We start from the raw sequence: 21530 nt of genomic DNA, 5'->3' as shown, positions 1-21530 counted from the left end.
TGACATACGAGGAGGGACGCGAGCTGCGTCCCTCTTTTTTAATCAAAGAAAGGAACCCGATCATGGAGCTGACAACTTGGAATATTCCCGTTCTGGCCCTGCGGGGCCTGACGGTTTTTCCTCATATGAGTCTGACCTTCGACGTGGAGAGACCGATCTCCATTGCCGCTCTGAGCCGGGCTATGGAGACGGACCAGGAGATTTTTCTGGCGACTCAGAAGGAACTGGGGACCGCGGTACCGGGAGAAAAGGATCTGTACCGGGTGGGTACCGTATCACACATCTCTCAGGTCCTCCGCGTGTCCGAGGGGAGTGTCCGCGTGATGGTGGAGGGCGGCCGCAGGGCACGGATGAAGCGCTTGTGGCAGTCTGAGCCGTTTTTACAGGCCAATGTGGAGGCGCTGCCGGAGCAAAAGGACTCTGAGGCGTTTTTGCACAGTGCTCGGACGGAGGCGCTTTTGCGCCAGACCGCAGTGCTGTTTGAAGAGTATGCTGGACGGGTCTCCGGCTTGCCGGACGGTGTAAAAGCGCAGGTGCTGGAAAGCAGGGACCCCGGGTATCTTGCGGACTTTCTGGCACAGAACGTCCAGCTGCGGACGGAGGAGCGGCAGAGCATTTTGGAGGAGCCGTCCTCCTATATCCGCCTGCGGAAGCTGAATGAATTTCTGGCGCGGGAGAACGATGTGCTGGCCTTCGAAGGGGAGATGGAGGACAAGGTGCGCTCCCAGCTTGCCCGGACCCAGAGGGAGCAGATCCTGCGCACACAGATTCGGGTGATGCAGGGTGAGCTGGGCGAGAGCGACGACGGCGACGACGAGCTGGAGGAGTACCGCTTGCGCATCATTCAGCTGGAGCTTCCGGAGGACACGGAAGCCCACCTGATGAAAGAGGTGGATAAGCTGGCGAAGCAGCCCTATTCCAGTGCTGAGAGTGCGGTCATCCGCAACTATCTGGATGTGTGTCTGGAAATGCCTTGGAACACCACCACCAAGGAGCGGCTGAGCGTGGAGACCGCCAAAAAGATTTTGGATAGGGACCACTTTGGATTGGACAAGGTGAAGCAGCGGATCGTGGAGACCATCGCCGTCCGGCAGATGAACCCGGAGGGAAAGGGGCAGATTCTCTGTCTGGTGGGTCCTCCCGGTGTGGGCAAGACCTCCATTGCCATCAGCGTTGCCAAGGCGCTGAATCGGAAGCTGGCCCGGTTAAGTCTGGGCGGCGTTCGGGACGAGGCGGACATCCGGGGCCACAGGAAGACCTACATAGGCTCCATGCCCGGCCGTATCATCGAGGCCATCAGCCGCAGCAAGTCTATGAACCCTCTGCTGCTGCTGGACGAGATCGACAAGCTGGGCAGCGACTACCGGGGCGACCCGGCCTCGGCTCTTCTGGAGGTGCTGGACGGGGAACAGAACAGCGCCTTCCGGGACCACTTCTTGGAGATTCCCGTGGACTTGAGCAAGGTCATGTTCATTACCACCGCCAATACTACCGATACTATCCCCCGGCCCTTACTGGACCGAATGGAGGTGATCGAGCTTGGCAGCTATACCGACGAGGAAAAGCTGCAGATTGCCAAAAACCACTTGCTTCCCAAGCAGCTGAAGGAGCATGGACTGAAAAAGTCCCAGCTCCGGGTGGAGGACGGGGCTATCCGCGCCCTCATTCGGGATTACACGCGGGAGTCCGGCGTCCGCATTTTGGAACGGCGGATCGCGGCGCTGTGCCGCAAGGCGGACGTCTGTTTGCTAACCACCGATGCAAAGCGCATTACTGTGGCGGAAAAGGACCTGCACGAGCTGCTGGATATGTCCCCCTATCCTCCTGCGCTCCATACGGAGCGGGAGGAGGTCGGCGTGGTCAATGGTCTTGCGTGGACCGAGGTCGGCGGCGAGATCCTCGAGGTCGAGGTAAACGTGATGGACGGTACCGGAAAGCTGGAGTTAACCGGCAACCTGGGTGACGTGATGAAGGAATCTGTTCAGGCGGCGCTGAGCTGTCTTCGCAGCCGGGTGGAAACCTATGAAATCGACCCGGAGTTTTACAAAAACAGGGATATCCACGTCCACTTCCCGGAGGGGGCCGTTCCCAAGGACGGACCCTCCGCGGGCATCGCCATTGCCACCGCGCTGTGCTCCGCTCTTACCGGGCGGAAGGTTCGGGCGGGATTGGCCATGACAGGGGAGATTACCCTGCGGGGCCGAGTGTTGCCCATCGGCGGATTGAAGGAAAAGACCATGGCTGCGCTTCGTAGTGGGATCAGGACCGTTCTGATTCCGGTGGACAACGTGCGGGATCTGGAGCAAATTGACCAGACCGTCCGCGCCGCGCTGAAGTTCGTCCCCGTGAGCAATGTGGACGAAGTGCTGAGCCGGGCGCTGTGTCCGTCCCAGGCCCCCAAAAAGATTCGGGCGGAAAAGGCGCCCGAGTCCCAGGATCAGCTTCCGGTGGCGGCGTTTGCACCCGTCCGGGAAAGCGGCGGGGACGCGATGCGGCAGTGAGGCCGGCGCATAAAAAAACAAATGAAAGCAAGGAGGTGATTGCCCGGTGAATTTTACAAAGGCCGAGTTTATCCGCTCTGCGGCGGACCCAAAGGATTTCCTGCGGGACGGTCTGCCCCAGATGGCCTTTGCGGGCCGGTCAAATGTGGGAAAATCCTCGGTTATTAACCGTCTGGCGAGCCGGAGGAATCTGGCCTACGTGGGCGCGACGCCGGGGAAGACCGCCCAGATCAACTATTTCAAGGTGGACGGAAAGGCCTGGCTGGTGGACCTTCCGGGGTATGGCTATGCAAAGGTGAGCCGGTCGGAAAAAGAGCGGTGGAGCCGCCTGATGGAGCAGTATTTTATGGACGAGGGCGACATCCTCACCGTGGGAGTCCTGATCGTGGACGCCCGCCACAAACCAACCGCCGACGACGTGATCATGCACAACTGGTTCCGGGAGAGCGGATGCCCGGAGATCGTGGCGGCCAACAAGCTGGATAAGCTGAAGGCCCGGGAGGTAGAGCCCAATCTGGCCCTCATCCGTCAGACCTTGGAAATGGCGGACGACGAGCCGCTGGTGCCTTTCTCTGCGGAAAAGGGCACAGGTCGGGAGCAGCTGATCGCGCTGCTGGAAGCGGCCTGTGGAAAATAAGAAAATTAAATACGCTGCAAGGATAAAAAAACATCCCGTGAAACCAAGGCCCAGCAGGCGCTGAACCTCCAACGGGAGCAGAGAAAGCTGGAGCGAAGGATCTGTTCCCGGGAGCAGCGGGAGGTCGGAAAAGAGCGGGAGCTTGCCCTGCGGGAGGAAAAACACAGAAAAAAGCACAGGGGGCATTGAGCCCTCTGTGCTTTTTTCTGGCGACAGGGATGCCTCTATGCCGACGGTGAGACCGGGAGACCGAAGGCGGCCGTTTTACAGCGCGTCTTGGTTATTGCGTGAGTTAAACAGCGTTTTGCCTGTTTGGCAGGCATTAAAAACAGCGGATAAATCAGAGTATGACAGGAAAGTGGTTCAGAATCGGCCAATTTTTATAATCCACCACCTTTTCTTTGAAAAAACTTTGTTTTCCCCTTTCCAAAGGCCGTGAAATTTGGTAGAATAGCACCATATGAATTCGATGGAGGTTTGCGAGATGGCAAAACCTGTATACAAGCGTGTCCTGCTGAAGATCAGTGGGGAAGCGCTGGCCGGAGACAAGCATACCGGTCTGGATTTCGAGGTGATCGGCAGAGTCTGCGAGGTCATCGGGCGGTGCATTTCCATGGGCGTTCAGGTGGGCGTCGTGGTGGGCGGCGGCAACTTCTGGCGCGGCGTGAAGGACGGCGGCGGAAAGATGGAGCGCACCCGGGCCGACCACATGGGGATGCTAGCCACGGTATTAAACTGCCTGGCGGTGGCCGATGTGATGGAGCAAAGGGGCATGGAGGTCCGCGTGCAGACTGCAGTTGAGATGCGGTCCTTTGCCGAACCCTATATCCGCTCCAAGGCCATCCGGCATATGGAAAAGGGCCGGGTCGTAATTTTCGGCTGCGGCACCGGCAACCCGTTTTTCTCTACAGATACTGCCGCAGTTTTGCGGGCGGCTGAGATCGACGCGGATGTGATCCTGCTTGCCAAGAATGTGGACGGCGTGTATTCAGCCGACCCGGCAAAGGACCCCGCCGCCGTAAAATACGACTCCATCACCTATGACGATGTGCTGGCTCAGCACCTGATGGTAATGGACTCTACGGCCACGTCGCTGTCCATGGACAACCATATTCCCGTGCTTCTGTTCGCCCTGAAGGACCCTGAGAATATTATCCGCGCCGTGTGCGGGGAAAAAATCGGAACAATTGTAAAGGAGTGACCATTATGCAGAAAGAGGATTACAAACTCTACGAGGACAAGATGAAAAAGAGCATCGAATCCGTGGCCGCGGATTTTGCCGCCGTACGGGCGGGCCGGTCCAACGCCGCCGTGTTGGACCGCATTTCCGTGGATTATTACGGGACGCCCACGCCCATCCAGCAGATTGCATCCATCGCCTCTCCGGATCCCCGTTCCCTGGTGATCCAACCCTGGGATGCCACGGCGGTGAAGTCCATAGAAAAAGCCATCCAGAACTCGGATCTGGGCATTAACCCCCAGAACGACGGAAAGAGCCTGCGTCTCAGCTTTCCCCAGCTGACGGAGGAGCGCCGCAAGGAACTGGTGAAGCAGATCCATAAGTACGCGGAAAACGGCAAGGTGGCCGTCCGCAATATCCGCCGGGATGCGATGGAGGCTTTTAAAAAGGCTGAAAAGTCCACGGATATCACCGAGGACGATTTGAAGCAGGCGGAGAAGGAGCTTCAGAAGATGACGGACGACAGCTGCAAGAAACTGGAAGAGATGCTGGCGTCCAAGGAAAAGGAATTGATGGCGGTCTGATGGCGAATGAACTTTCCGGCAAGCTGGCGGGGCAGGTGGACAAAAGCCGCCTGCCTCGTCATATTGCCATTATTATGGACGGTAACGGTCGCTGGGCGACAAAGCGTGGCCTGCCCCGCTCTGCCGGACACAAGGCCGGAGCGGAGACTTTTCGGAAGATTGCGACCTACTGCAAGAATCTGGGTGTTCAATACCTGACGGTGTATGCTTTCTCCACGGAAAACTGGAAGCGGTCGGAGACAGAAGTGGGCGCTATCATGATTCTTCTGAAGAAGTATCTACTGGAGGCCATCGACTCCATGGAAAAAGACAGCATCCGGCTGAAATTTTTTGGCGATATGTCACTTATCTCTCCTGAGCTTCGGGCGCTGGCCCGCGAGACGGATGAGATCACCGAACATTTGGATCAGCGGGATTTTCAGGCGAATATCTGCCTAAACTATGGTGGGCGGGACGAGATTTTGCGTGCAGTCCGCCGCTTTGCCGCCGATTGCGCCGAGGGGAAACGGAGACCGGAGGACTTGGACGAGGCTGGGTTTTCCAACTATCTGGACAGCGCGGGCATCCCGGACCCGGAGCTGATCATCCGTCCCAGCGGAGAGATGCGGCTGAGCAATTTTTTGCTGTGGCAATGCGCCTATTCAGAGTTCCATTATACGGATACCCTCTGGCCGGACTTTGATGAGGCGGAGATCGACCGGGCCATCGCGGCCTATCAGAAAAGAGACCGCCGGTTTGGCGGCGTGAAGTAAAATAACTTTACAGATAAGGACTTATCGTATGTTCAAACGAGTGATGGTGGCCGTAATCGGTATTCCTGCACTGATTTTGATTTTGGGCTTCGCATCGCCGGGGGCAACTGTACTGCTGACCATGGCTTTGTGCGGTGTAGGCGCCCGGGAGCTGATGCACGCCGCGGCGGGCAAGGGCGGTGAAAAGCTGCTGCGGATGACGGTACTGGTTGCGGCGGTTATACCGGCCATGATCTATGAGGAGGCTGGCCGCGACAAGGTGCAGCAGGTCCAGTTGGCCGTTTTGTCGAATCTTCCGCTGACGGCCACGCTGGTTCTGGCATTTGTGCTGCTGCTGTTCCTCAGCGCGATTCTGGACTATACTGACCAGCACCGCATCACCTTCTCCGACGTGACTGCCGCCATGTTTGCCGGGGTGGTGTTTCCACTGATGCTCTCTTGTCTGCTGCTGCTACGGCTGGAGGAGTACGGCCAACTGCTGGTGTTTGTTCCACTGGGAATCTCCTTTGGCAGCGACACCTTCGCCCTGTTTGCGGGGCTTTTGTGCGGAAAGCACAAACTGACTCCCGTCAGCCCAAAGAAAACGGTGGAGGGGGCCGTTGGTGGCTTGCTAGGCGGCGTGATCGGTCTTTCTCTGGTGAAGGGAATTGGGCTGTGGCTGCTGGGCCTGCCATTTATGACCTGGTGGCAGGTGGTTTTGGTCGGCCTTGCGGGCAGTGTGGTCAGCCAAATCGGCGACTTGAGCTTTTCGGTCATCAAGCGGGAATTCGGCGTCAAGGATTACGGAAAGATTTTGCCGGGACACGGTGGCGTGTTGGACCGGTTTGACAGCGTGACGTTTGTCGCACCGTTTATTTGGCTTGTTTTAAACATACTGTGACGGGATGGTGTCATGACAAAGACGATTTCTCTTTTAGGCTCTACCGGCTCCATCGGGCGACAGACGTTGGACGTGGCGGAGCAATTGGGACTCTCCGTGGCGGCTCTGACTGCCCGCGGTGGAAACCTGGACTTGTTGGAGCGACAGACGCGGCAGTATCTGCCGCGTCTCGTGGCGTTGTACGAACCTGCTGCCGCAGAGGAATTTACCCGACGGATCAGGGACCTGAACGTAAAGATCGTTTCCGGCCCGGAGGGGCTGCTGGAGGCTGCGGTGATCGGGGACGCGGACACGGTGGTCACCGCCGTGGTGGGCATGGTGGGCCTTCGGCCCACGTTGGCCGCTATCAAACAGGGAAAACGAATCGCACTGGCCAATAAGGAGACGCTGGTGTGTGCGGGGGAACTGGTGATGGATGCGGCAGATCGATATGGGGCAGAGATCGTCCCTGTGGATTCGGAACACTCCGCCATCTTTCAGTGCCTGAGGGGTTGTGGGGATCGCGGGGAAATCAGACGGCTTTTGCTGACCTGCTCCGGCGGACCGTTTTACGGCATGAAATTTGAGGGACTGGAATGCATGACAAGGAAAGACGCATTACAGCATCCCAACTGGAAAATGGGCCCCAAGATCACAGTGGATTGCGCCACGCTCATGAACAAGGGCCTGGAGGTCATTGAGGCCATGCGGCTCTACTGCCTGCCGCTTTCACAGGTGGATGTACTGATCCACCGGCAGAGCATCGTCCACTCCATGGTGGAGTACCGGGATGGGGCGGTGCTGGCCCAGCTGGGTACGCCGGACATGCGGCTCCCCATTCGGTATGCGTTCACGTATCCCCGGCGGGGGGAGAATCCGGCGGAGCCGCTGGACCTTTTGAACTGTCCGCCGCTAACCTTTGCCGCGCCCGACCGAGAGGCGTTCCCCTGCTTTGCGCTGGCGGAAGCTGCCGCGGAAGAGGGCGGCACCGCCTGCGCCGTTCTGAACGGGGCCAACGAGGCAGCGGTGGGTCTGTTCTTGCAGGAGAAGATCGGCTTTAACGATATTTCCCGGCTGGTAAAAAAGGCGCGGGAGGCCGTCCCAGTGGTATATCATCCAACCCTTGCGGATATTCTGGAAGCAGATGCCGCCGCACGGCGGGCCGTTCTTCCGGAGTGATGCCTGACTGCGCTTCGTCTCCCACAGGGCGCGGGATTGAGATATTTTAGTTAGGAGCATTTATGACGATTGTCTATATTCTCGCGGCAATTCTCATGTTCGGCGTGCTGATCGCACTCCACGAGCTGGGGCATTTTCTGGCCGCAAAAGCCTGCGGTGTAAAGGTCAACGAGTTTTCCATCGGCATGGGTCCGGCGCTGTTCAGCCGAAAAAAAGGGGAGACCCAATACTCCCTGCGGGCGTTTCCCGTGGGGGGCTACTGCGCAATGGAGGGGGAGGAAGAGGACTCCGACAGTCCCCGGGCCATCAACCGCCAAGGGTATTGGAGGCAGCTTGTTATTTTTGTAGCCGGGTCCTTTTCAAACTTTTTGACGGGATTTGTGATCCTGCTGATTCTCTATTCCGGTGCGGGAGGGTTCTATGTCCCAACCGTCACCGGCATTGCACCGGAATTCGCCGCCGACAGCGGCCAGACGCTTCGCTCCGGCGACATTCTCTGGGCCATCAACGGTGAACGGGTATATGTCAGCAGTGACGTGACGCTGCTGATGCAGCTGAGCGGGACGGATAGAGAACTGGAGCTGACGGTGCTGCGGGACGGGGAAAAGGTCGATTTGACCGGCATCCCCTATCAGACCTGCACGTCTCAGGACGGAAAGACCTATCAGGGTTACGGGCTCTATTATGTCAATGAAGTGGAGCCTGCCACAGCAGTTGGCAAGGTGAAAACGGCGTGGTATAATACCGTTGATTTTGTGCGGACCGTGCGCATCAGTCTCCAGATGCTGGCGCGGGGCGATGCGGGGATCAAGGACCTCAGCGGGCCGGTGGGTATTGTGTCCACTATCACCCAGGTGGGGCAGGAGTCGGAAAGCGCCCGGGACGCATTGGAGAATATTCTCTATTTTGCGGCGCTGATCGCCGTGAATCTGGCGGTGATGAATCTGCTGCCGCTTCCGGCATTGGACGGCGGGCGGGTGCTGTTTCTGACGGTGGATGCCGTCGCCATGGCCCTGTTTAAAAGGCGCATCCCGGAGAAGTACGAATCCGCTGTCAATTTCGGGGGGCTGGTGGTTCTGCTGGGGTTCATGCTGCTGGTGACGCTTCAGGACGTGTCGAAGCTGTTTCGGTAAGGGAGGTTTACCAATGACGAAGCGATTGCTGGTGGGCGCCGTCCCAGTGGGAGGTGGCGCGCCGGTCTCCATTCAGTCCATGTGTAATACGAAGACGGACGATGTGGCCGCCACCGTGGCTCAGATCAAAGAGCTGGAGGCTGCCGGGTGCGAAATTATCCGGGTGGCCATTCCGGATCAAGCAGCGGCGGAGGCTGTGGACAAAATCAGGGAGCAAATCTCAATCCCCCTGATCGCGGATATCCACTTCAATTATAAATACGCGCTGGAATGCGCGGAGCGGGGCATCGACGCCATCCGCATCAATCCCGGCAACATCGGCGGAGAGGAAAAGGTGAAGGCTGTGGCGGATATCTGCCGCCGCAAGCGCATCCCCATCCGCATCGGCGTCAATGGTGGATCTTTGGAAAAGAACCTGCGGGCAAAGTACGGCGGCGTGACGGCGGAGGCACTGGTGGAGAGCGCTATGGGTCACGCGGCGCTGTTGAATCAATTTGACTTTGACGACATCTGCATCTCCGTCAAGTCCTCTGATGTACCAGTGACCATGGCGGCGTACCGGCTGCTCTCCCAGCGTACGGATTATCCTCTTCACCTGGGCGTCACTGAAGCGGGAACGCCGTCTATGGGACTTGTGAAGTCAGCCATGGGCATTGGGGGACTCTTATGTCTGGGCATCGGGGACACGATTCGGGTAACGCTGACGGCGGACCCGGTTGAGGAAATCTACGCGGCGAAAAAAATTCTGAAAGCTGCGGGACTGCGCGCTGACGGCGTGAATCTGATCGCCTGTCCTACCTGCGGCCGGACCAGGATTGACTTGATTCCCATGGCGGAGGAAGTGGAGCGGCGGCTTGCAAACTGCCAAAAAAATATCACGGTGGCGGTGATGGGCTGTGCCGTCAACGGTCCCGGAGAGGCCGCCGCCGCCGATATCGGCATCGCGGGAGGCAATGGGGAAGGATTGATTTTTCGGAAAGGAGAAATCCTTTACAAGGTTCCTCAGGAGCAGCTTGTGGACGCATTGATGGCAGAGATCGAGAAGCTCTAATACAAGCGGATTTAGGATTGAAAAAAGCTATGTCAAAGATCGCATTTTCCAGTATGTTTACAGATGTAACTCCGTCTCCGGCCCTGCGGGGAAAGGTGGACGGAGCCATGATTACCGGTGCGGCCATCGACAAGACCCTGCGGACCATCGATTTGCAGATGGAGATCCGAACGGAGATGAGCGAGGGAGACTTGAAGGAACTGAGCCGGGAAATCTGCACGATATATGGGTTCTCCGACGCGCGGATCAAGGCTGTCTGCTGCGCGCCGGAACCGACGCGGGAGGCGGATCACTATGCCCCACAGGGCGCGGCGGAAAAGAAGCGTGACGGCGCTGTGAAGGACGTGATCTACGGCGAGAAGAAGCTCAGCGGCAAAACCGTGCCGGTGGGATCGCTGGATCTGAAGACCGGAAAAGCCACGGTCATGGGCAAAATTTTCGCCTTCGACTGCCATGAGACCCGCCGCCCCGGCCTGTGGCGCATGAGTTTCGATATCACGGATTACACCGGGTCCGTCACGGTTCAGAAAAATCTTACCGCCGCCGAGGCGAATAAGCTGGACGGCAAGCTGAAGCCCGGCATGTGGGTGGCGGTGCAGGGGAAGATGGAGCCCACCTGGGACGGCAAGGACGTACAGATGGCTCCTTATATCATCAACTCTGTCGCCCATCAGGAGCGCGAGGATACCGCTGAGGTGAAGCGGGTAGAACTGCATCTCCACACCCGCATGAGCAACATGGACGCCCTCACCGATACACAGGAGGTGGTGAAGGAGGCGATTCGATGGGGCCATCCCGCAATCGCCATCACGGACCACGGTGTGGCGCAGTCCTTCCCGGACGCATGGCACGCCTCCGGGGACAAGATTAAAATTCTGTATGGGATGGAGGGCTACTTCATCAACAATCTGGACGACCGAGTGGCCGTCCACGGGACGCAGGACTGCGATCTGGACGGCGAGTTCGTCTGCTTCGACATCGAGACCACGGGGCTCAAGGTCATGCAGGAGGCGATCACGGAGATCGGCGCGGTGGTGCTGAAGAACGGAGAGATCACGGATACCTTTCAGACCTTTGTGGACCCGGAAAGGCGGTTGACGCCGGAGATCATCGGACTCACCGGTATTACCGATGAGATGCTCAAAGGCGCGCCCAAGCTGAAGGACGCCCTGACTGACTTTCTGAAATTCGTAAATGGACGCCCGCTGGCGGCTCACAACGCGGAGTTCGACATCAGCTTTATCCGGGAGGGGTGCAAAAAAACGGGCCTTTCGTTTCACCCCACCTATGTGGACTCCCTGATTCTGGCCCAGAACCTGCTGCCGAAGCTGAGCAAGTACAAGCTGGATATCGTGGCGGAGGAACTGGACCTGCCGGCCTTCAACCACCACCGGGCCAGCGACGACGGCGCGACGGTAGGTTATATGCTGATTCCGTTCTGGAGGATGCTGAAGGACAAGGGCGTGACCAGATTGCAGCAGGTCAACGCCGAGATGGAAAAGCTGCGGCCTCTGGGCAGCAAGTCCAACCGCTTTCCCAAGCACATTATCCTGCTGGCGAGAAACCGGGTGGGCCTGAAAAATCTCTATAAGATCATCACAGCGTCCAATCTCAAGTACTTTAAGCGTGTCCCCACGGTGCCCAAGACGCTGCTCAACCAGTATCGGGAGGGGATTATCGTGGGTGCGGCCTGCGAGGCTGGGGAGCTGTTCCGGGCCGTGGCGGACCATAAGGACTGGGACGAGTTGAAGCGTATCGCGTCCTATTACGATTATCTGGAGATCCAGCCTGTCTGCAACAATATGTTTATGCTGCGCAGCGGCGACGTGCAGTCGGAGGAGGGTCTGCGGGAGTTGAACCGGACCATCGTGCGGCTGGGAGAGGAGATGGGAAAGCCTGTCTGCGCCACCGGTGACGTCCACTTCCGGGAGCCGGAGGACGAGGTATACCGCCACATTCTGCTGGCGTCGAAAAAGTTTCCGGACGCTGACGCGAGTCTTCCCATCTATTTTAAGACCACGGACGAAATGCTGAAGGAATTCTCTTATCTGGGAAAGGAAAAGGCGTACGAGGTGGTGGTGACCAACACCCGGGCCGTGGCGGACAGCGTGGAGAGCTTTGAGCTGCTGCCGCCGGATCTGTATCCGCCGCGCCTCGAAAACTCCGAGGAGGACCTGAACCGTATGGTCTGGGAAAAGGCCCATGAGCTTTACGGCGAAGAGTTGCCCCAGTTGGTGGTGGACCGGCTGAACGTGGAGCTGGGGAGCATACTGGGCAAGTACGACGTGGTCTATATGTCCGCCCAAAAGCTCGTTCAGCGGTCTTTGGAGAACGGTTATCTGGTGGGCTCCCGGGGAAGCGTGGGTTCATCCTTGGTCGCCTATATGTCCGGCATCACGGAGGTCAACTCCCTGCCGCCCCACTACCGCTGCCCAAAGTGCAAGAATGTGGAGTTCATTCAGGATGGGTCCTACGGCTGCGGTGCGGACATGCCGGACAAGCTGTGTCCCGTGTGTGGTGAAAAGTGCATGAAGGACGGGTTCGACATCCCCTTCGAGACGTTTCTTGGCTTTGGCGGCGGAAAAGTTCCCGATATTGACCTGAACTTCTCAGGCGAGTATCAGGCCAAGGCTCACCGCCACGCCATCGAGATGTTCGGCGAGACCCAGGTGTTCCGTGCGGGCACCATCGGCACTCTGGCGGAGAAGACCGCTTACGGCATGGTGAAAAAATATCTGGAGGAGAACGGAACGACCGCGGGCCGGGCAGAGGAGAACCGTCTGACCCTGGGTTGCGTGGGCGTTCGGCGCACCACCGGCCAGCACCCCGGAGGCCTTGTGGTGGTGCCTGACGATATGGAGATGGAAGATTTTTGCCCCGTCCAGCACCCGGCGGACGATGCGGAGAGCGACATCATCACCACCCATTTTGAATATCACTCCATGGAGGCAAATCTTCTGAAACTGGATATGCTGGGACACGATGACCCCACTATGGTCCGCATGATGGAGGACCTGACCGGCGTGGACCCCCATTCCATCCCGCTGGACGACCCGGACACCATGTCCATCTTTACCTCCAGCAAGGTGCTGGGTTATGAGCACGACGACGTGGTGGGGGAGACCGGAGCTGTGGCCATCCCGGAATTCAACACCCGATTTACCCGGGGGATGCTGATGGACACCAAGCCAAAGGATTTCAATACGCTGGTGCGTCTGTCCGGCTTTTCCCATGGAACGGATGTATGGATGGGCAACGCCCGGGAACTGATAGTGGGCGGCGTGGCCTCCGTTTTGGAGACGGTGGGCTGCCGCGATGACATCATGCTGTATCTGATCTCCAAGGATCTGGACGCCAAGATGAGCTTTAAGATCATGGAGGCCGTCCGTAAGGGCAAGGTGAAAAAAGGCGGGTTCCAGGACGGCTGGGTGGAGGCCATGCGTGCGCACGACGTGCCCGACTGGTACATCGACTCTTTGGCCAAGATCGGTTATCTGTTCCCCAAGGCCCACGCCGTGGCCTACGTCACCATGGCGTTCCGCATTGCATGGTACAAGGTTCATGAGCCTCTGGCGTTTTACGCCACATTTTTCTCTGTCCGGGCCAAGGCCTTCGACGCAGAATACTGCTGTGCAGGTAAAGATGCGGTGAAGCGGAAAATCCGGGAGATCGAAAACAACAAGGACGCATCGGCGGTGGAGCAGGACCTGATGACCACGCTGGAGGTGTGCTATGAGTTCTACATCCGTGGCTTTCACTTCGATACCATCAGCATCTACGAATCAGAGGCCACGAAATTCAAGGTGACGAAAAACGGCCTCCTGCCGCCCTTCACCGCGGTCCACGGACTGGGTGAGACGGCGGCCATCGACACGGTGGAGAAACGGAGAGGGAAGTCTTTTATCTCCATTGAGGAATTTTCCATGTGCTGCAATAAACTATCCAAGACCCACATCGAACAGCTGAAGAAGCTGGGGGCTTTTGCTGGCATGGCCGAGACCAGCCAGATCACCTTGTTTTAAGACGGGAGCAATATAATGGAGGCAATAAAAAAACACGTGTCGCCTGCGCAGGTGGTTCTGCTGGGCTTTTTAGCGCTGATCATTTTTGGAGCAGTTTTGCTGATGCTGCCCTTTGCCGCCCGCAGCGGCCACGCCACGCCATTTCTGGATGCGCTGTTCACTGCCACCTCAGCTACCTGTGTGACGGGACTCGTGGTGCTGGATACGTACACCTACTGGGCGCCGTTTGGTCAGGTGGTGATTTTGCTGCTGATCCAGTTCGGCGGCATGGGTGTGATCACCATGGCGGTGGCGGCGGCAATCCTCTCCGGGCGGCGGATCGGTCTGCGGCAGCGTTGGTTGATGCAGGAGTCCATCGACGCGCCGCAGATGGGCGGCATCGTTCGGCTCACCAGCTTTATCCTGAAGACCACGCTGGCGGTGGAAGGCGTGGGCTCCGTGCTGCTGGCGCTGCGGTTTGTGCCGGAGTATCATTTGGCCAAGGGCCTATGGTTTGCTGTGTTCCACGCGGTCTCCGCGTTTTGCAACGCGGGTTTCGACCTAATGGGGGAGCGGGGACCGTTTTCTTCCCTGACCGGGTACGCGTCAGATCCACTGGTATGCCTGACCATCATGGCGTTGATTTTCGTGGGCGGTATCGGTTTTCTCACCTGGGAGGATTTCAGCCGAAACCATTTTCATCTGCACGCTTACCGACTGCAAAGCAAGCTGATTTTGACTGTCACACTGATCCTGCTGGTTGTCCCTGCGGTCTTCTTTTTTGCCGGGGAGTTCAGTGCACCCCAATGGCAGGGAATGCCGATGGAGCAGCGGGCGCTGGCGGCGGCATTTCAGGCGGTGACGCCCCGGACGGCGGGCTTCAACACGGTTGATTATTCCCAGATGACGGAGCCATCCGTTTTAATCACAATCTTGCTGATGCTGACCGGCGGCGCGCCGGGGTCCACAGCGGGCGGCTTCAAGGTTACGACGCTGGCGACTCTGGTCATGTGCGTCCGATCGGTATACAGCCGCAAGGCAGACGTCCGTTGCTTCGGAAAACGCCTGACGGCGGAGACACCTCGCACCGCGGCGGCGCTGTTCTTTCTGTTTGTTGCGTTGTTCACGCTGGGAGCCGGTTTACTGAGTCTGTTTGACCACGTACCACTGACGGCGGCGTTGTTTGAAACTGCCTCCGCAATCGGTACCGTGGGCCTCTCTTTGGGGGTGACGCCTACACTGGGTGCCGCTTCCCGGCTGGTCCTGATCGCTTTGATGTACTTCGGCCGTGTCGGCGGGCTGACGCTGATCTATGCCGCGGCGGGTAGCCATGTGCCTACCCCCAGCCAGCTTCCCCAAGAAAAAATAACCATAGGATAAGGAGAACACTATGAAATCGATTCTCATTATCGGCCTGGGCCGATTCGGAAAACACATGGCCATGAAGCTGACAGAACTGCATCACGAAGTGCTGGCGGTGGACCAAAACGAAAGCCGGGTCAATGAAGTCCTGCCCTATGTTACCAATGCCCAGATCGGAGACAGCACAAACGAGCAGTTTATCCGGTCATTGGGAGTGCGAAATTTTGACGTATGTGTGGTCGCCATTGGGGACGACTTTCAAAGCTCTCTGGAGACCACGGCTCTGCTGAAGGACTGCGGCGCGCCGCGGGTAGTGGCACGGGCCGCCCGGGACGTACATGCCAAGTTCCTGCTGCGCAACGGTGCGGACGAAGTGGTTTATCCCGAAAAGGAGACCGCTATCCGGGCCGCGGTGAAGTACAGCTCCGAACACATTTTCGACTATGTGGAACTTGCCACGGGTTTTTCTATTTACGAGACGGATGTGCCGCCCGAATGGATCGGCAAGACCGTGGTTCAGCTGGCGGTACGGCAGAAGAGCCATGTCAGCATCCTGGCTGTGCGGAAGGACGGAGTTCTCTCGCCCCTGCCGGGTCCGGATCATATCTTCGCGGCTGACGAGCGCGTTTTTATGCTGGGCGCGGATCAAGATGTCATGCGGCTGCTGAAACGTTGAAACAGGAGGGAACCCCGCCACCGGCCTTTGGCCGGAGGCGGGGTTCCCTCCTTGTACTACTTTTTCGCCGCCTTCTTTTCTGACTTTCTCAGATCGCAGTCCCGTTGCAGCGGGCAGTCCTCGCACCTGGGGGACCGGGCGGTGCAGGTGTCCCGGCCAAACAGCACGATTCGGTGACAGAAGTCGGAGGACTCCGCGGGCGGGAGAACCTGCCGGAGCTGCTGTTCCACCTGCATGGGGTCTTTGCTGCCGTTCGTCAGACCCAGACGGCCCGCGATGCGTATGCAGTGGGTGTCGCAGACGTAGGCAGGCTGGCCGTAGACGTCCCCCAGAATCAGATTCGCCGTCTTCCGTCCCACGCCGGGCAGAGCCGTCAACTCATCCATGGTGGCGGGGACCTTTCCGCCGTGGTCAGCCAGTAATTTCCCGGCACAGGCCACCAGATCCCGGGCCTTTCCGTTGAAGAACCCGCAGGAGTGAATGTACTGCCCCACCTCTGCCACGTCCGCCTCCGCGAAGCTCTGAAGGGTGGGGAACCGGGCAAACAGAGCGGGAGTCACCTGATTTACCCGCGCGTCGGTACACTGGGCGGAGAGCCGTACGGCAAACAGAAGCTCATAGTCTTTCGCGTATTGCAGGGAGCAAAGCGCATCTGGGTAGACGTCCTTCAGCGTTTCGATGATGCGCTTAACCGCCGCCTTTGCTTTCATACCGTTTCCTCCTTTTATCCCGAAAATCGGTTTATTTCGTCTCAGTATAGCGTTTTTGCCGATGCTTGGCAACTGCTTTTCCGCTGCCGTGTTTGTTCAGACCGCATAAAAGGAGCGAATACAACGATCAGGTGTTTCCTTCGCCGATTTCCGCGTAATTGATTTCCTGTTGCAGTTTTCTGAAGAGATGTGCTATAATAGACGCAGTACATATGTACATCCGGCCGTTGTGCGGTCGGGTGCTGGACAGCAACTTTACAGGATGTTTTTGATGCTGAACCGCTCCATTTCCACTAGGAGCCATAATTGGTGCTTGAGGCCCGTCAGTTCTGCCCGGAACTCGGACGGCTCTTTCTCGGCGGCAAATGCGGCGCAGCGGCGATACATAGCGTCCGCACTGTCCACCGCGTCGTGCTCCGTCGTGATGTGGAGATAAGTCTGACGGCTGGACCAGTCGTCATAGCTTTGGGAGAGGGCGACTTTCGCACCGTCCCAGTTTCCTGCGGCGGCTTCTGCTTCCGCCGTCTCCAGTTGTCCCTGCCAGCGGGTCACATTCTGCTTTGTGGCATGGCAGTTCAGCGCGGAGGCAGCCAGAATCGCCGCCAGCAGGAAAACAGGCGTCAACCATGATTTCATGTGGATTTCTCCTTTGGAAGACAATAGATTTTATCGCCGCTGTCAAGGGTCAGCAAAAATACCTCGCGGCAGCTGGCGAGGCCCTGCTTTTGCACTTGCTTTTGGAGCCATTCCTCTGATTTCCCGCACTGCTCCAGATTCCGGGCGATGACTCGCCCGTCGTTTATCAGGATGATGGGAAGGGAGACGCTGTCTGCAACTTCCGTACCCAAATCTTTTGCCGTCGGCGGCTGGACTTCGGGCCAGGGGAGGATCGAGAGCTGACCGGAATTTTCCAAAATTGCGTATTTCACGTCATTTAGATTGCTGATACCCTGTCCCCGCAGTTCCTCCAGCAGCTCGTCGATGGTGAAGCGATTTTTCCGCATGGCGTCCTGCCGGAGTTTGCCGTGGTCGATCAGCACCGTGGGGGACCCGCACAGCAGCCGTCGGAACCGGATGGAACAAAGGGACAGCTGGCTCAATAACATGGAGAGGGAAAGCAGCGTCAAAATCGGGATGACCCCCGAGAGCAAGGGAATTCCAAAATCCTGCATGGGTACGGTTGCAAGGTCCGAAAGCATCATGGTCAGCACCAACTCGCTGGGCTCCAGCTCACCGATCTGCCGCTTGCCCATGAGCCGGAGTCCGGCCATAATGAGAAAATAGAGAATGATGGTTCGCAGAAATGCGGTGGCCATATGCACACGCCCCCTTTCCACCAGTATTTGCCGGGAGAATCAGGCGTATACGGCGAAAAGTTTTCCGGGGGGACCAGGGCCGCAAATTGGATTTAAGCAGCTGTTTGGAAAGGCCGGATCACAAGCGTTTAAAATGTGGATAAGGCTCCGCCATCAAGGACGGGGATTATCATAGATAGTTTCCAGTCGCAGAATGAGAAAGGAGGATCACGGGAAAACCCGTCACCAGCGCCATGTGCCCGCGAGGCGTCCGCCTTGCGGGATAACGAGGAGAGGGGAGTATCGAGAATTCGGCGGATGCCCCTCCGCGTCCACGGACGTGTCACGCAGTCCTTAAATATGCGGGTAACCGCAAAACAGAGAGGCTGCGACTGTGGGAAAAGAGACAAATCTTCTGCGCGTTTGTCCTTTTGATAGCCGGGCCCGGAAACCGGGGCCGGTCTGTATCTCATGGGCTTTTTGAGCCTGTGGGAGACAAATTAATTATCAGGAGGATTTTATTTTATGTGTGGAATTATCGGTTATTCGGGCCGCGAACAGGCAGCCCCGATTTTGCTGGACAGTCTGGAGCGGATGGAGTACCGGGGTTACGATTCTGCGGGCGTTGCGATCCGGTCTGAAACAAAAGGCCTTCAGGTGAAGAAATCAAAAGGCCGCCTGAAGGTTCTCAGCGATATGATCCATGGCGGCGCGGACTTGGAGGGGACGCTGGGCATTGGCCACACCCGTTGGGCAACCCACGGCGAGCCCAGTGATGTGAATGCCCACCCCCACGTCAGCGAAAGCGGTAATATTGCGCTGGTCCACAACGGCATCATTGAAAACTACATGGAGATCAAGGAGCATCTTCTGAAGCTGGGCGTGAAATTTACCTCCGACACCGACTCGGAGGTGGTAGCACAGCTGCTGGAGTTCCACTATAACGAGTGCCACAACATGTTGGAGTCCGTTGGCCGTGTCCTGCGGCGCATCGAGGGGTCCTATGCCTTCGGCATCATCTGCTCCGACTATCCGGATGCCCTGATCGCCGCGCGAAAGGACAGTCCGCTGATTCTGGGCTACGGCAAGGACTGCAATTTCATCGCCTCCGACGTGACGGCGGTCATCAAGTACACCCGGGAAGTGGCCTACATGGACGACGGGGAGATCGCGGTGGTCACCTCAGAGGGCATTGACGTGTTCGACAGCGAACTGGTCCCGGTGGAGAAGACCCGCCGGACCGTGGATTGGGACGTCTCCGCAGCGGAAAAGGGCGGTTACCCCCACTTCATGCTCAAGGAGATCATGGAGCAGCCGGATGCCATTCGCCGCACCATTTCTCCCCGTATTCGGGCGAGCAGAGTTGTACTGGATGACGTGAAGCTGACGCAGGAGTATGTGAAAAATGTCTCCCGCATTTTCGTGATCGCCTGCGGGTCCAGCTACCATGTGGGTATGGTCAGCAAGTATAACTGGGAAAAGCTGTTGCGCCGTCCTGTGGAAGTGGTGCTGGCCAGCGAGTTCCGGTACTGTGACCCGTTGGTGGATGAACATTCTCTGGTGGTAGTCATCAGCCAGTCCGGCGAGACGCTGGATACCATGGCCGCCATGCGGGAGGCCAAGCGCCGGGGAGGCCGAACCCTGGCCATTGTCAACGTGGTGGGATCCTCCATCGCCCGGGATGCGGACGACGTGCTGTACACCTGGGCCGGGCCGGAGATCGCCGTGGCCACCACCAAGGCGTATTCCACCCAGCTGGCTCTGATGGATCTGGTGGGGCTGTATCTTGGCGACCTGCTGGGGACGGTTTCCGGGGAGGAATACGCTGCCATTGTGGAGGGTATCCAGCGTCTGCCGGAGCAGATGTCCGCGTTTTTGAAGAATACGGAGGATATTAAATATTTTGCTTCCCGGTATTTCAATCATGACTCTATTTTCTTCATCGGGCGGAATCTGGACTATGCCATGGGCATGGAGGGGTCCCTGAAGCTGAAGGAGATCAGCTATATCCACTCCGAGGCATACGCCTCCGGTGAGTTGAAGCACGGCACCATCTCCCTGATTGAGCCGGGAACGCTGGTGATTGCCCTGGGGAGCTATACGCCTTTGTTTGACAAGGCCATGAGCAATGTGATAGAGGTAAAGGCCCGGGGCGCGGAGGTGATGGCTCTGACCACCGTCAGTCACAAGGAGAAGATGGAGAAGACGGCGGATTCCGTGATTGCCGTGTCGGACGCGGTTGCGATGCTTCAGCCCTCTTTGGGTGTGGTGCCCCTCCAGCTGTTTGCCTATTATGTGGCGTTGCAGCGGGGCTGCGACATTGATAAGCCCCGGAATCTTGCAAAGTCCGTCACCGTGGAGTGATCGGCTCCTATCATAAGGCACAAAGAAGCGCTTCCCGCATAAGCGGGAAGCGCTTCTTAATGTTTGATTTTACATCAGTCCCAATGTCCGCAGCAAAAATGTCCAGCAGAAAATAGTAAAAATGGAGACCACCGTTGTACTGCACACCAGCTGTCCGGCCAGGGGGCCATCAGCACCCATAGCCACGGCCATGGGATAGGAAGCCACGGCCGTTGGAGCCGCGAAAAAAATCATCATAGCGCACAGCGTCCCGTCCCGGAAACCCAGCGCGATGCTAAGGGGCATGAAGATCAGCGGCATCAGCACCATTCGTGCCAGCACTGCTAAAATCAATGTACGGCGGTTGGAAAGTGCCTGCCCCAGATCCAGGCTGACGCCCAGGGAGATGAAGGCGATGGTAGTGGTAACGCCTGCCACATCCTTGATGACGGAGTAGAGCAGGTCCGGGATACGGATGTGCAGGACCATCAAAGCCAGTGCCAAAAGTGTAGCGATAATCATTGGGTTTTTCAAAACGGAAAGAAACAGCTTTCTCAGATTGGCACTGCCCGAGCGGTTCAATTCCAGAATTAGTGTGGAGAAGATATTGACTAGCGGTACGATCAGCGCGCCGAATAGAGCCACGGTGCCGGCACCGCCCTTGCCATAAATGGATTCTGCCACCGCGATGCCAAATAATATATAGTTGGGCCGAATCAATGCCTGCCCCACCGAGGCTGCACTGCCGCTGTCCGCCAGCAGTTTGCGGGGAAGGAAGACGCCCACTACAAAAAAGAGTATCAGCATACAGACCAGTACATAGAAAAAGCCCCAACCATCAATGCTATGGAGCAGATCGGACTCGTAGATATTTGTGAACAGCAGCGTGGGCATGAACAGTCGGAAGCAAAGAGTGTCCACTTTCCGCATGGTAGGTCGGTCAACCACCTTGGCTTTTCGGACCAGAACGCCGATTCCCATCAAAAGAGCGAGGGGGACAACCACGCGCAGCGCGGTCATAAAACTTTCAAACATGGTACAGTTTCTCCATTCATGCAGCATATCCTGCGCCGCATCGAAAAATTTACATTAAATCCATCATAACACCTTCGCTGCTGTACCGCAACTGCCCTTTGCAAAAAAAGAAGAAACAAGTCGATGCGGCTGACAGCTTTGGACGCGTGGTCAGAAGAGTACAGCTTAAGGGCCCATTATAAGGGAAAAAGATAGTAAATATCAAAAAAAGTAAAAAAGAAGGTAAAAAGGG

At 57.5% G+C, this 21530-nt stretch carries 19 protein-coding genes; 14 read left to right on the top strand and 5 right to left on the bottom strand.

Annotated elements, in window-relative coordinates; all coding sequences use genetic code 11:
• The first annotated feature begins 62 nt into the window (after nucleotides 1-62).
• The 13 genes from lon (at nucleotide 63) to ABWQ15_RS05940 (ending at nucleotide 15915) form a co-directional block, all read left to right on the top strand.
• On the top strand, nucleotides 63-2501 hold the full coding sequence (gene lon, locus ABWQ15_RS06000; protein ID WP_353907851.1) for an endopeptidase La: 2439 nt from the start codon (nucleotides 63-65) through the stop codon (nucleotides 2499-2501).
• Nucleotides 2502-2547: 46 nt separating this feature from the next.
• Nucleotides 2548-3138, top strand: a complete 591-nt coding sequence (gene yihA, locus ABWQ15_RS05995; protein ID WP_353907850.1) for a ribosome biogenesis GTP-binding protein YihA/YsxC — start codon at nucleotides 2548-2550, stop codon at nucleotides 3136-3138.
• Nucleotides 3139-3147: 9 nt separating this feature from the next.
• A complete protein-coding gene (locus ABWQ15_RS05990) occupies nucleotides 3148-3327 on the top strand; it encodes a DUF2992 family protein (RefSeq protein WP_353907989.1) in 180 nt (59 codons plus the stop codon).
• 295 nt (nucleotides 3328-3622) lie between these two features.
• A complete protein-coding gene (gene pyrH / locus ABWQ15_RS05985) occupies nucleotides 3623-4339 on the top strand; it encodes a UMP kinase (protein ID WP_353907849.1) in 717 nt (238 codons plus the stop codon).
• A gap of 5 nt (nucleotides 4340-4344) precedes the next feature.
• Complete coding sequence (gene frr, locus ABWQ15_RS05980) at nucleotides 4345-4902, top strand: ribosome recycling factor (protein ID WP_353907848.1); 558 nt, start codon at nucleotides 4345-4347, stop codon at nucleotides 4900-4902.
• On the top strand, nucleotides 4902-5654 hold the full coding sequence (gene uppS / locus ABWQ15_RS05975; protein WP_353907847.1) for an undecaprenyl pyrophosphate synthase: 753 nt from the start codon (nucleotides 4902-4904) through the stop codon (nucleotides 5652-5654). The genes frr and uppS overlap by 1 nt, the downstream gene beginning before the upstream one ends.
• Before the next feature lie 28 nt (nucleotides 5655-5682).
• Nucleotides 5683-6534, top strand: a complete 852-nt coding sequence (locus tag ABWQ15_RS05970) for a phosphatidate cytidylyltransferase (protein WP_353907846.1) — start codon at nucleotides 5683-5685, stop codon at nucleotides 6532-6534.
• A gap of 12 nt (nucleotides 6535-6546) precedes the next feature.
• Nucleotides 6547-7692: a 1-deoxy-D-xylulose-5-phosphate reductoisomerase gene (locus ABWQ15_RS05965; RefSeq protein ID WP_353907845.1), complete on the top strand. Its 1146-nt coding sequence runs from the start codon at nucleotides 6547-6549 to the stop codon at nucleotides 7690-7692.
• Nucleotides 7693-7754: 62 nt separating this feature from the next.
• A complete protein-coding gene (locus ABWQ15_RS05960) occupies nucleotides 7755-8825 on the top strand; it encodes a M50 family metallopeptidase (RefSeq protein WP_353907844.1) in 1071 nt (356 codons plus the stop codon).
• Between the two features lie 13 nt (nucleotides 8826-8838).
• Nucleotides 8839-9876, top strand: coding sequence for a flavodoxin-dependent (E)-4-hydroxy-3-methylbut-2-enyl-diphosphate synthase (ispG, locus tag ABWQ15_RS05955; protein WP_353907843.1), 1038 nt, complete (start codon nucleotides 8839-8841; stop codon nucleotides 9874-9876).
• Nucleotides 9877-9905: 29 nt separating this feature from the next.
• Nucleotides 9906-13898, top strand: a complete 3993-nt coding sequence (locus ABWQ15_RS05950; protein ID WP_353907842.1) for a PolC-type DNA polymerase III — start codon at nucleotides 9906-9908, stop codon at nucleotides 13896-13898.
• Between the two features lie 15 nt (nucleotides 13899-13913).
• Nucleotides 13914-15257 carry a TrkH family potassium uptake protein gene (locus ABWQ15_RS05945; protein ID WP_353907841.1) on the top strand — a complete coding sequence of 448 codons (1344 nt, stop codon included), beginning with the start codon at nucleotides 13914-13916 and terminating at the stop codon, nucleotides 15255-15257.
• A gap of 10 nt (nucleotides 15258-15267) precedes the next feature.
• Nucleotides 15268-15915, top strand: coding sequence for a potassium channel family protein (locus tag ABWQ15_RS05940; RefSeq protein ID WP_353907840.1), 648 nt, complete (start codon nucleotides 15268-15270; stop codon nucleotides 15913-15915).
• 56 nt (nucleotides 15916-15971) lie between these two features.
• Here the strand turns inward: ABWQ15_RS05940 and nth are convergent, their stop codons facing one another.
• The 3 genes from nth to ABWQ15_RS05925 form a co-directional block, all read right to left on the bottom strand.
• Complete coding sequence (gene nth, locus ABWQ15_RS05935) at nucleotides 15972-16625, bottom strand: endonuclease III (RefSeq protein WP_353907839.1); 654 nt, start codon at nucleotides 16623-16625, stop codon at nucleotides 15972-15974.
• Between the two features lie 255 nt (nucleotides 16626-16880).
• The gene (locus ABWQ15_RS05930; RefSeq protein WP_353907838.1) at nucleotides 16881-17261 is read right to left on the bottom strand and encodes a DUF4363 family protein; all 381 of its coding nucleotides are present in this window, start codon (nucleotides 17259-17261) and stop codon (nucleotides 16881-16883) included.
• On the bottom strand, nucleotides 17258-17941 hold the full coding sequence (locus ABWQ15_RS05925) for a DUF421 domain-containing protein (RefSeq protein ID WP_353907837.1): 684 nt from the start codon (nucleotides 17939-17941) through the stop codon (nucleotides 17258-17260). Before ABWQ15_RS05925 ends, ABWQ15_RS05930 begins: the two co-directional genes overlap by 4 nt.
• A gap of 504 nt (nucleotides 17942-18445) precedes the next feature.
• Between ABWQ15_RS05925 and glmS the strand changes: the two genes are divergently transcribed.
• Entirely contained in the window at nucleotides 18446-20284 is a 1839-nt protein-coding gene (gene glmS / locus ABWQ15_RS05920) for a glutamine--fructose-6-phosphate transaminase (isomerizing) (RefSeq protein ID WP_353907836.1), read from the top strand.
• Nucleotides 20285-20353: 69 nt separating this feature from the next.
• Here the strand turns inward: glmS and ABWQ15_RS05915 are convergent, their stop codons facing one another.
• A complete protein-coding gene (locus tag ABWQ15_RS05915; RefSeq protein WP_353907835.1) occupies nucleotides 20354-21298 on the bottom strand; it encodes an AEC family transporter in 945 nt (314 codons plus the stop codon).
• Nucleotides 21299-21347: 49 nt separating this feature from the next.
• Nucleotides 21348-21530, bottom strand: a 183-nt coding sequence (locus ABWQ15_RS05910; protein WP_353907834.1) for a hypothetical protein, incomplete at its 5' end; no start/stop codon positions are given.

This window comes from Oscillibacter sp. (assembly GCF_040505565.1).
In the GTDB taxonomy this organism is placed as follows: domain Bacteria; phylum Bacillota; class Clostridia; order Oscillospirales; family Oscillospiraceae; genus Oscillibacter.
This window is presented reverse-complemented; position numbering and strand designations above follow the sequence as displayed.

Coding starts and splice junctions, on each gene's coding strand:
- ABWQ15_RS05915 (WP_353907835.1), bottom strand. CDS start 21,298: ATGTTTGAAAGTTTTATGACCGCGCTGCGCGTGGTTGTCCCCCTCGCT.
- ABWQ15_RS05965 (WP_353907845.1), top strand. CDS start 6,547: ATGACAAAGACGATTTCTCTTTTAGGCTCTACCGGCTCCATCGGGCGA.
- ABWQ15_RS05940 (WP_353907840.1), top strand. CDS start 15,268: ATGAAATCGATTCTCATTATCGGCCTGGGCCGATTCGGAAAACACATG.
- glmS (WP_353907836.1), top strand. CDS start 18,446: ATGTGTGGAATTATCGGTTATTCGGGCCGCGAACAGGCAGCCCCGATT.
- ABWQ15_RS05970 (WP_353907846.1), top strand. CDS start 5,683: ATGTTCAAACGAGTGATGGTGGCCGTAATCGGTATTCCTGCACTGATT.
- frr (WP_353907848.1), top strand. CDS start 4,345: ATGCAGAAAGAGGATTACAAACTCTACGAGGACAAGATGAAAAAGAGC.
- lon (WP_353907851.1), top strand. CDS start 63: ATGGAGCTGACAACTTGGAATATTCCCGTTCTGGCCCTGCGGGGCCTG.
- ABWQ15_RS05945 (WP_353907841.1), top strand. CDS start 13,914: ATGGAGGCAATAAAAAAACACGTGTCGCCTGCGCAGGTGGTTCTGCTG.
- ABWQ15_RS05925 (WP_353907837.1), bottom strand. CDS start 17,941: ATGGCCACCGCATTTCTGCGAACCATCATTCTCTATTTTCTCATTATG.
- ABWQ15_RS05960 (WP_353907844.1), top strand. CDS start 7,755: ATGACGATTGTCTATATTCTCGCGGCAATTCTCATGTTCGGCGTGCTG.
- ABWQ15_RS05930 (WP_353907838.1), bottom strand. CDS start 17,261: ATGAAATCATGGTTGACGCCTGTTTTCCTGCTGGCGGCGATTCTGGCT.
- nth (WP_353907839.1), bottom strand. CDS start 16,625: ATGAAAGCAAAGGCGGCGGTTAAGCGCATCATCGAAACGCTGAAGGAC.
- ABWQ15_RS05950 (WP_353907842.1), top strand. CDS start 9,906: ATGTCAAAGATCGCATTTTCCAGTATGTTTACAGATGTAACTCCGTCT.
- pyrH (WP_353907849.1), top strand. CDS start 3,623: ATGGCAAAACCTGTATACAAGCGTGTCCTGCTGAAGATCAGTGGGGAA.
- ispG (WP_353907843.1), top strand. CDS start 8,839: ATGACGAAGCGATTGCTGGTGGGCGCCGTCCCAGTGGGAGGTGGCGCG.
- uppS (WP_353907847.1), top strand. CDS start 4,902: ATGGCGAATGAACTTTCCGGCAAGCTGGCGGGGCAGGTGGACAAAAGC.